Below are 8962 nucleotides of genomic sequence, written 5' to 3'. Positions count from 1 at the left end.
GTCAAAACTAGTAGCCGCGGTCGGCTTGATAAAGATTGGGCAACATCTCGCCGCGCTCCTGGGCTTCGAGGGCCGCGACTACCGCGCGCGCTCGGGCACGGCGCGACGCGAAGCCCGCGACATGAGAGGTGACGGTGATGCGCGGATGCCGCCACGCCGGATGATCGGCCGGCAATGGCTCGGGATCGAAGACGTCGAGATAGGCCGCGCCGAGATGGCCCTCGTCGAGGGCCGCGATCAGGTCGGGCATGACAATGAGCGAGCCACGCCCGGCATTGACGATCCCAGCGCCGCGCGGCAGCCGGCGGATGCGCTCGCGATCGATCAAGCCGCGCGTCTGCGGCGTCTCCGGCAGCAGACCCACGAGGATGTCGCTCTCTGCCAACAAGCTGTCGAGGCTTGAATGGACCTCTATGCCGTCCAGCTTGCGTGGCGTACGCGCCCAGCCCGAGACCGTGAATCCCAGGCCGCGTAGCATGCGCGCCACGACCTGCCCGATGTTGCCCAGCCCCATGACGCCGACCCGCTTGTCGAGCGCGGTGTGCGGCTGCTCGAACGAGTCCCAGCGTCGGCTGGCCTGCGCGGCGGCGAGTCGATTGCCGTCGCGCAGGATCGATAGCGCGGCCAGGCAGACATATTCGCCCATGGTCTGCGCCGTTTCTTCGGTCGCCATGCGCACGATCGGCACGCCGCGCGGCAGGTCGGGATCGCAGGTGATGTGATCGACGCCGGCGGCGCTGCTGAAGATCACGCGGAGGTTGGGATAGCGCGCCAACCGACCCGGCGTTGGTTCCCAGACCAGCACATGGGTGACGGCGTCGGGATCGACCGTGGGATCGTCCCACCAGCGCACTTCCAGTCCCGGCGCGACCCCGGCAAAGCACGCCTGCCACTCGGGCAGCGCGGCCGCGCCGCCTGACTTCACCAGCAACAGGCCGCGCATCATCGCTTGGGGGAACTTACGATTCGGGTTGCTCGATCAGCTCGCCCAGCGGATAGCCCGTGCTGCGCTTCACCTGCTTGATGGTGACGTAGCTGAAGTACTTGTCGACGCCCAAGTCGCGGTCGAGCAGGCTCTCGACGGTGGTCTGGTAGTCGTGGATGTCCTGGGCAATGAACTGCGCCAAGTAGTCGTAGCCGCCGGTCACCAGGAAGCAGTTGAGGATCTGCGGGATCGCTTCGATGCCGCGCTCGAACTTCAAAAAGTCCTCGCGCCGGTGGTTGCGCAGGGTGATTTCGGTGAACACGACGATGTTGCGGCATATGCGGTCGATAGCAAGTTGCGCGCCATAGCCGCCGATGTAACCCGCCGCCTCCATCCGCCGCACCCGCTGCATGCAGGGCGTGGCCGACAGGCCGACCGTGTCCGCCAGGTCGAGGTTGCTGATCCGGCCGGCGGTCTGCAGCGTCGCCAGGATTTTCAGATCGAGCCTGTCGAGACGGATCGTGCCGCCACGATGTTTCATACTGCCTGCCCCCGTTGGGTGGCGCAGGCCGAGGGCCGCGCCTCACGCAGATTCGCCACGAAGGTGGGCCTGATGCAAGACCACGAAATCGGCCATGCTGGCGACCTCGATATCGGGCGTTGTCAGTTCGCCCGGCGCCTTGGGCGCCGGGGTGGCCCCCCAGCCGCCGATCGATTTGCGCCGGTTGATCCACATCGTGGCCAGGCCGACGCTGCGCGCCGGCACCACGTCATGGAAGATGCTCTGGGCGGTGTGCAGGATGTCGCCCTTCCTGGTGCCGAAGGTGCGCTCGAGATCGCCAAGCGCATACTCGAAATTGCGCAGGCTGGGCTTGTAGGAGCCGATGTCCTGGGCGGTCAGGATGCGGTCGAACTCGACGCCGAGCTTCTGGTTGCTGCGCGCGAACGAGGCGCGGTCGACGTTGGAGAGGATCACCAGCTTGTAGTAGCGCTCGAGGTACTGCAGCGAGGTCGCGCTGTCGGCGAAGGCAGGCCAGCGGCCGACCGACTGGCCGAACTCGGCGGCCTCGCCGGCACCCGCCTTGATGCCCCACTTGTCGGCCAGCCGGCGATGCACCTCGGCCAGGATCTCAGGGTACAGCTTGGTCGGAGTCTCGGCCTCGCACGCCGCTTCGATCGTGCCAAAGGTCTCCAGCAGGGTGTTGTCGTCGAGGTCTCGGCGGCCATGGCGGTCCACCCACGGGCGCAGCTCGGCATGAATCCCGCGCTCCCAGTCGATCAGCGTGCCGTAACAGTCGAAGGTCAGCGTGTTGAACTTGGTGACGTCGGGCATGAGTGGCTCTCCAGCTGCGGTATCTGCCAAACTAATCGCAGTGACGCGAGATCGGGCACCGAATTGGCGCCGGCGCATAGTGAGATTCACTGCCGAGGTCCGGCAAAACAGTCAAACTCGTCATCCCGACCGGAGCCGAGCGCAGCGAGGCGTAGCGGAGGGACCTGTTTTGTTGCTGTGTCGGCAAGATGAGGTCCCTCGACTACGCCGCCCTCTGGGCGGCTTCGCTCGGGATGACGGGCTTAGCCAATCAACGGCGCCACGCGTTCCATGTCCTGGCGCATCTGATCGAGCAGCCAGTCGCGGATCGCGACCACGATGTCGCGCATCGGCTTGCCGCGGGCGGCGAGCAGGTGAAAATGCTTGCCCGTGCGTACGCGCAAGGGCGAGGCCGGGACCAGGGTGCCGTCGATCAATGGCCGTGACACGACCGAGATCCAGCCCGGCGCCACGCCGGCGCCGCTCATCGCCGCCTGCACCACGACCGCATAGTCGCTGAACTCCAGCAGCGCATGGCGGGCAACCGGTGCGCTCGTGGCGCCCCACAGCGTCTTGGGATCGAAATGCGCGTCCGACAGGTGCAGCAGCGTATGACCCGATTCGCCCCGCACCCCTAGAAGCGGCTTGTGCTGCGCGAGGTAGCTCGGGCTGCACACCGGGATGATCAGCTCAGGCGCGAAATGCCAGCTGAGATAGTCGGCGTCGTGCTCGCTCTTCATGCGCATGGCGAGGTCGACCGTGCCTGGCCCGCCGCGCAGGTTGCTGGAGATCAACTGGAAGCGCAGATCGACCGAAGGGAAGGCCTCGTGGAAGAGCGGCAGGCGCGGCACCAACCAGTGCGTGACGAAAGCCGTCGACAGCGACAGCTCGACCACGTCCTTGCGATGGCGCAAGGCCAGCAGGTCGTTGAGCGCCACTTCCACCCGCTGGAAGCCGTCGCCCAGCGCCTGGTAGAGGATCTGGCCCTCGCGCGTCAGCTCCATGCCGGCGGCGCTGCGGATGAACAGCGGCACGCCGAGATGGGTTTCCAGCTGGGCGATGTTGCGGCTGGCCGAGGGCTGGGTGAGGTTGAATTCGCGCGCCGCCGCGCTGCAGCTGCCTGACCGAGCGACCGATTCGAAGATCAGGAGGCTGCGCAGCGAGGGCACAAGTCTGGCCAGCGCGACCATACGCGCACCGTATAGCCCTTTCGCGGGAAATGATAGCTGCCGACGACTCGCAAGAGACGACTTGCAACAATGGTGCCGGGGGTCGGTCCGTACGCACCATTAGGCGGCCCATACGCTGGGCGTATGGCCTGTCTAGGAATTGCGACCGTGATTTTTCCGGCCCCGCCGCGATCATGGCACGCATCAAGCACTGCGTACGATGGTGCAGCGACGGGACGAAACAGGAGCAGGCAATGGCCATCAAGCGTCACCCGGCAATCGGTACATCGGACAGTGCGGTCATCGAGGCGGCCTTGCGTCAGGGCGCGAGCAGGCGCGACCTGATGCGCTGGTTGGGCGCTGCTGGAATGTCGGCGGCAACCGCAGGTCTCATCATTGGCGATGCCGGCCGCGCGCTCGCGCAGACACCCAAGCGCGGCGGCCGCATCAAGGTCGCTTCGCAGACCTCGTCGACGGCCGACACCGTCGACCCGGCCAAGCAGAACAACCAGACCGACTACACGCGCTGCTTCACCTTCTACAACGGCCTGACGCGGCTCGACGCCAGCCTGGCGCCGCAGCTCGAGCTCGCCGAGGAGATCGACAGCGACGCCAGCGCTACGGTGTGGACGATCAAGCTGCGCAGCGACGTCAAGTTCCACGACGGCGCGCCGCTCACGGCCGACGACGTCGTCTTCTCGCTGGCGCGCCACAAGGATCCGGCGACGGGCTCGGCCGCCAAGGCGCTCGCCGCGCCGATGAAGGAGATCGTGGCCAGCGGCAAGAACGAGGTGAAGATCACCCTTGAATCGCCCAACGCCGACCTGCCGGTCGTGCTGGGCACGCCGCATTTCCTGATCATCAAGAACGGCACAACGAGCTTCACGACGGCGATCGGCACAGGCCCTTATCGCTGCCAGGAGTTCCAGCCCGGCGTCAAGTCGATCGGCGTGCGCAACACCGAGTACTTCAAGCCAGGCCAGCCCTATCTCGACGAGATCGAGCTGTTCGGCATTCCCGACCAGACCGCGCGGCTCAATGCATTGCTGTCGGGTGACGTGCAGATCGCCGCCGCCATCAGCCCGCAGCTCGCCAAGCGCGTGCAGGCGAGCCCGGGCTACGCCGTCTTCGAGACCAAGGCCGGCGGCTACAACGATCTGGTCATCCGCCAGGATTCCGATCCCGGCAAGAACCAGGACCTGGTGCTGGCGCTGAAATACCTGCTGAACCGCGAGCAGATGAAGAGCTCGGTCTTCCAGGGCTACGCCGTCCTCGCCAACGACCAGCCGATCGACCCGACCAACCGCTTCTATTTCCCGGGCCTGAAGCAGCGGCCGTTCGATCCGGAGAAGGCGAAGTTCCATCTGCAGCGCTCGGGCATCGGCAACACCGCGGTGCCGCTGCACGCCATGGCGAGCAGCACCATGCTCGACCAGGCGGTGCTGATCCAGCAGGCGGCCCAGCAGATCGGCCTCAACGTCGATGTGAAGCGCATGCCGGCCGACGGCTACTGGTCGAACGTCTGGATGAAGATGCCGCTCACCATGGGCAGCATCAATCCCAGGCCCAGCGCCGACGTGCTGTTCACCCTGTTCTTCAAGTCGGATTCGACCTGGAACGAGAGCGCCTGGAAGAACGAGAAGTTCGACCAGCTCCTGGTCGCCGCGCGCGGCGAGCGCGACGAGACCAAGCGCAAGCAGATGTACGGCGAGATGCAGACCATCGTGCATGAGAATTGCGGCATCGGCCTGCCGGTCTTCATCAGCATCCTCGACGCCCATACGTCCAAGCTGAAGGGCCTGAAGCCGATCCCGACCGGCGGCCTGATGGGCTACGCCTACGCCGAGAACGTCTGGCTCGAGGGCTGAGCACATGCCGAGCTCTGTCGTCCTGACATGAGGGGGCGCCCACCATGCTGATGCTGGGAATGATCGTCCGGCGCGTGCTGGGCGGCCTTTTGACCCTGCTGCTCGTCTCGGTCGTCGTCTTCGTCGGCACCAACATCCTGCCGGGCGATGCGACCGAGGCGATCCTGGGCCAGTCGGTGTCGCCCGAAGCGGTCGCAGGCCTGCGCAAGGCGCTCGGCCTCGACCTGCCGGCGCACGAACGCTACCTGCGCTGGCTCGCCGGCCTGCTGTCGGGCGATCCGGGGGTGTCGCTGATCAACCGCCTGCCAGTCGCCCAGCTGATCGGGCCGCGCTTCGCCAACTCGTTGCTGCTGACGGCGCTCACCGCTGCGGTCGCCGTGCCCTTGGCGCTGCTGATCGGCATCACCACGGCGATCTGGCGCGGCACGCTCTACGACCGCGTCGCCAACGTCACCGCCGTGTCGCTGGTGGCCGTGCCGGAGTTCCTGCTGGCGACGGTCGGCGTGATGCTCTTCGCCGTGCAACTGCACTGGGTCTCGGCATTGGCCAAGCCATCGATCGGCTCGTTCACCGAGGCCTTGCAGAATTTCACCCTGCCCGTGCTGACGCTCTGCTTTGCCGTGACGGCGCAGATGGCGCGCATGACCCGCGCCGCGCTGCTTGGCGTGCTCGATTCCTCCTATATCGAGATGGCGCGGCTGAAGGGCGTGCGGCCGGCGCGGCTGGTGCTGCACCATGCGTTGCGCAATGCGGCGGGGCCGATCGCCAACGCCGTGGCGCTCAACCTGTCGTCGCTGCTGGGCGGCGTGATCATCGTCGAAGTGATCTTCAGTTATCCGGGTCTCGCCAAGCTCGCGGTCGACGCGGTCGAGACGCGCGACATGCCGCTGGTGCAGGCCTGCGCCATGATCTTCTGTGCGACCTTCATGCTCCTGGTGCTGGTCGCCGACGTCTGCTCGATCCTCTCCAATCCCCGGCTCAGGACCCGATGAGCGACAGCGCCATCTCCGCACCGCGTCGGCGGCGCGTTTCTGCCGCCGGCCAGGCGGGCATCGCCCTGGTGCTGGCCTGGGTGGCCTTGGCCGTGTTCGGCCCGTATCTCGCACCCTATCGCGCCGGCGACGTGGTCAATGCCGGTGTGTTCGCGCCGATGAGTGCGGCCCATCCGTTCGGCACCGACTATCTCGGCCGCGACATGCTGAGCCGCATCCTCTACGGCGCCCGCTACACCGTGGGCGTGGCCATGGTGGCGACGGTGCTGGCCTGCATGGGCGGCATCGCGCTCGGCATCCTGTCTGCCGTCAGGCGCGGCTGGACCGATTCGGTGCTGGGCCGCGCCGCCGACGCGCTGATCTCGATCCCGCACCTCATGTTCGCCCTGGTCGTCGTCGCCGCCTTCGGCACGTCGCTGCCGGTGCTGATCCTGATGGCGGCGATCAGCTACGTGCCCGGTTCCTACCGTTTCGCGCGGGCGCTGGCGCTCGACATCAACGCCATGGACTTCATCGAGGTCGCGCGCGCCCGCGGCGAGCGGAGCGCCTATGTCGTGTGGGCGGAGATCCTGCCCAACATGATCGCGCCGCTCCTGACCGACTTCGGCCTGCGCTTCGTGTTCGTCGTGCTGCTGCTGAGTGGCTTGAGCTTCCTCGGCCTCGGCATCCAGCCGCCCAATGCCGACTGGGGCGCGCTGGTGCGCGAGAACATCACCGGCATCTACGAGGCCGCCCCCGCGGTGCTGGTGCCCGCCGTCGCCATCGCGGTGCTGACCATCAGCGTCACCCTGCTGATCGACGGCTTCTCGGGCCGCGCTCGCGCGATGGTGCGCTAGATGGCCCTGGTCGAAGTCTCCGGCCTGCATGTGACCGCCACCGGCGAAAGTGGCGAGCCGAGCGACATCGTGCGCGACATCGGCTTCTCCATCGACCGCGGCGAGGTTTTGGCCCTCATAGGCGAATCAGGCTCGGGCAAGACCACGATCGCGCTCACCTTGCTGGGCTATGCAAGGCGCGGCTGCCGTATCGCCGGCGGCAGCGTGCGCATCGAGGCTGAGGAGGTGACGGCGATGTCGCCCGCCGAGCTGTCGGAGCTGCGTGGCCGTCGCGTCGCCTACGTGGCGCAGAGTGCGGCCGCCGCCTTCAATCCCTCGCTGCGCCTGATGGACCAGGTGACGGAAGGGGTGCGCATGCGCGGGCTGATGCCGCGCGCCGTGGCCGAGGCAAAGGCGCGCGACCTGTTCCGTGCCCTGGCGCTGCCCGATCCCGATCGCATTGGCTCGCGCTACCCGCACCAGGTCTCGGGTGGCCAGCTGCAGCGGCTGATGGCGGCGATGGCGCTGATGACCGATCCCGAGCTGGTGATCTTCGACGAGCCGACCACCGCGCTCGACGTCACCACCCAGGTCGAGGTGCTGCGTGCCTTCCGCGAGGCCGTGCGCGAGCGCCACACGACCGCCGTCTACGTCTCGCACGACCTCGCCGTGGTGGCCCAGATCGCCGACCGCATCATCGTGCTGCGCGACGGCACGATGCGCGAGGTCGGGCCGACGCCGCAGATCCTGTCGGAGCCCGCCGACGCCTATACCAGGAGCCTTCTCGCCGCCGCCGCGCCCAAGCCGCAGCGACCGCTGGAGAAGGCGCCGGCGACAGCCGTGCCCTTGCTGGAAGTCCGTGGCCTGACGGCGGGCTATGGCCCGATGGACCGGCAGGGCCGGATGGCGACGCCCGTGCTGCTCGACGTCGGCCTGGAAATCCGCGCCGGTTCGGCGCTCGGGGTCATCGGCGAATCGGGTTCCGGCAAGAGCACGCTGGCGCGCGTCATCGCCGGCTTGCTGCCGGCCGCTGCCGGCACGCTCAGCCTGGACGGCGTGCCCTTGGCGCCGTCGCTGGAGTCCCGCGGCCTGGAAGAGCTCAGGCGCATCCAGATCGTCTTCCAGGCGGCCGACACCGCGCTCAACCCGTCACACAGCATCGAGCGTATCCTGAGCCGGCCGCTCGCCTTCTATCACCGGCTGTCGCGCGGTGAGCAGCGGCGACGGGTACGGCGCCTGCTCGACCTGGTGAAGCTGCCGATGGCGCTGCTCGATCGCCGGCCCGGCGAGCTGTCGGGCGGCCAGAAGCAGCGCGTCAATCTCGCCCGGGCGCTGGCCGCTGAGCCGGCTCTGGTGCTGTGCGACGAGGTCACGTCGTCGCTCGACACCGTTGTCGGCGCCGCGATCCTCGAATTGCTGGCGGAGCTGCGTCGCGAGCTGGGTCTCGCGCTGATGTTCATCAGCCACGATCTCGCGACCGTGCGCGCGGTCTGCGACGAGGTGATGATCCTCTATGCCGGCCAGGTCATGGAGCGTGGCCCCGGACGCGCGGTGATGCAGGCGCCGCAGCATCCGTATGCCGATCTGCTGGCCGCCTCGATGCCGGAGCTGAGGCCGGGCTGGCTCGACGGCATCGACGCCGTACGCCTGGCCGAAGCGCGCGGCGAGGCCGCACGTCCCAGCCAATCCGACCGTTGTGCGTTCGTGGCGCGCTGTCCCGTCCGCGTCGGGCCGTGCGCAAGCGAGGCGCCGCCGATCCGCCACTTCGCAAAGGGCTCCACTGTGCGATGCCATCGCACCGAACAGGAGCTTTTGGCGCAGCAGTCTGTCCGCTCGGATGATGCCGTTGTCGTGCCCCTCCGCCGGCTGAACCACTGAGCT

The 8962-nt window shown here is 67.5% G+C and carries 8 protein-coding genes; 4 read left to right on the top strand and 4 right to left on the bottom strand.

All coding sequences use genetic code 11. From position 1 onward, the window contains the following. Positions 1-7: 7 nt before the first annotated feature. The 4 genes from RSO01_RS21820 to RSO01_RS21805 all read right to left on the bottom strand — a co-directional run bounded on the left by RSO01_RS21820 (position 8) and on the right by RSO01_RS21805 (position 3427). Positions 8-946: a 2-hydroxyacid dehydrogenase gene (locus tag RSO01_RS21820; protein WP_147151572.1), complete on the bottom strand. Its 939-nt coding sequence runs from the start codon at positions 944-946 to the stop codon at positions 8-10. A gap of 13 nt (positions 947-959) precedes the next feature. After that, on the bottom strand, positions 960-1466 hold the full coding sequence (locus RSO01_RS21815; RefSeq protein ID WP_147151571.1) for an Lrp/AsnC family transcriptional regulator: 507 nt from the start codon (positions 1464-1466) through the stop codon (positions 960-962). Between the two features lie 42 nt (positions 1467-1508). Further along, positions 1509-2258: a haloacid dehalogenase type II gene (locus tag RSO01_RS21810; RefSeq protein ID WP_147151570.1), complete on the bottom strand. Its 750-nt coding sequence runs from the start codon at positions 2256-2258 to the stop codon at positions 1509-1511. A 242-nt stretch (positions 2259-2500) separates the two neighbouring features. Continuing rightward, positions 2501-3427, bottom strand: a complete 927-nt coding sequence (locus RSO01_RS21805) for a LysR family transcriptional regulator (protein ID WP_147151569.1) — start codon at positions 3425-3427, stop codon at positions 2501-2503. Positions 3428-3660: 233 nt separating this feature from the next. Here RSO01_RS21805 and RSO01_RS21800 point away from each other — a divergent pair, with 233 nt between their 5' ends. From RSO01_RS21800 to RSO01_RS21785, 4 genes are read left to right on the top strand one after another with little or no spacing between them, the layout of a single operon-like run. Beyond that, complete coding sequence (locus tag RSO01_RS21800) at positions 3661-5274, top strand: ABC transporter substrate-binding protein (RefSeq protein WP_147151568.1); 1614 nt, start codon at positions 3661-3663, stop codon at positions 5272-5274. A gap of 44 nt (positions 5275-5318) precedes the next feature. Further along, a complete protein-coding gene (locus RSO01_RS21795) occupies positions 5319-6266 on the top strand; it encodes an ABC transporter permease (protein ID WP_218037420.1) in 948 nt (315 codons plus the stop codon). After that, positions 6263-7102 carry an ABC transporter permease gene (locus tag RSO01_RS21790; protein ID WP_147151567.1) on the top strand — a complete coding sequence of 280 codons (840 nt, stop codon included), beginning with the start codon at positions 6263-6265 and terminating at the stop codon, positions 7100-7102. The genes RSO01_RS21795 and RSO01_RS21790 overlap by 4 nt, the downstream gene beginning before the upstream one ends. Next, positions 7103-8959 carry an ABC transporter ATP-binding protein gene (locus RSO01_RS21785; RefSeq protein WP_147151566.1) on the top strand — a complete coding sequence of 619 codons (1857 nt, stop codon included), beginning with the start codon at positions 7103-7105 and terminating at the stop codon, positions 8957-8959. It abuts the gene before it with no gap. Positions 8960-8962 lie beyond the last annotated feature (3 nt).

The organism is Reyranella soli (assembly GCF_007992495.1).
Taxonomy (GTDB): domain Bacteria; phylum Pseudomonadota; class Alphaproteobacteria; order Reyranellales; family Reyranellaceae; genus Reyranella; species Reyranella soli.
Note: the sequence above shows the minus strand (reverse complement) of the source record. Positions and strands in the feature narration are given on the sequence as shown.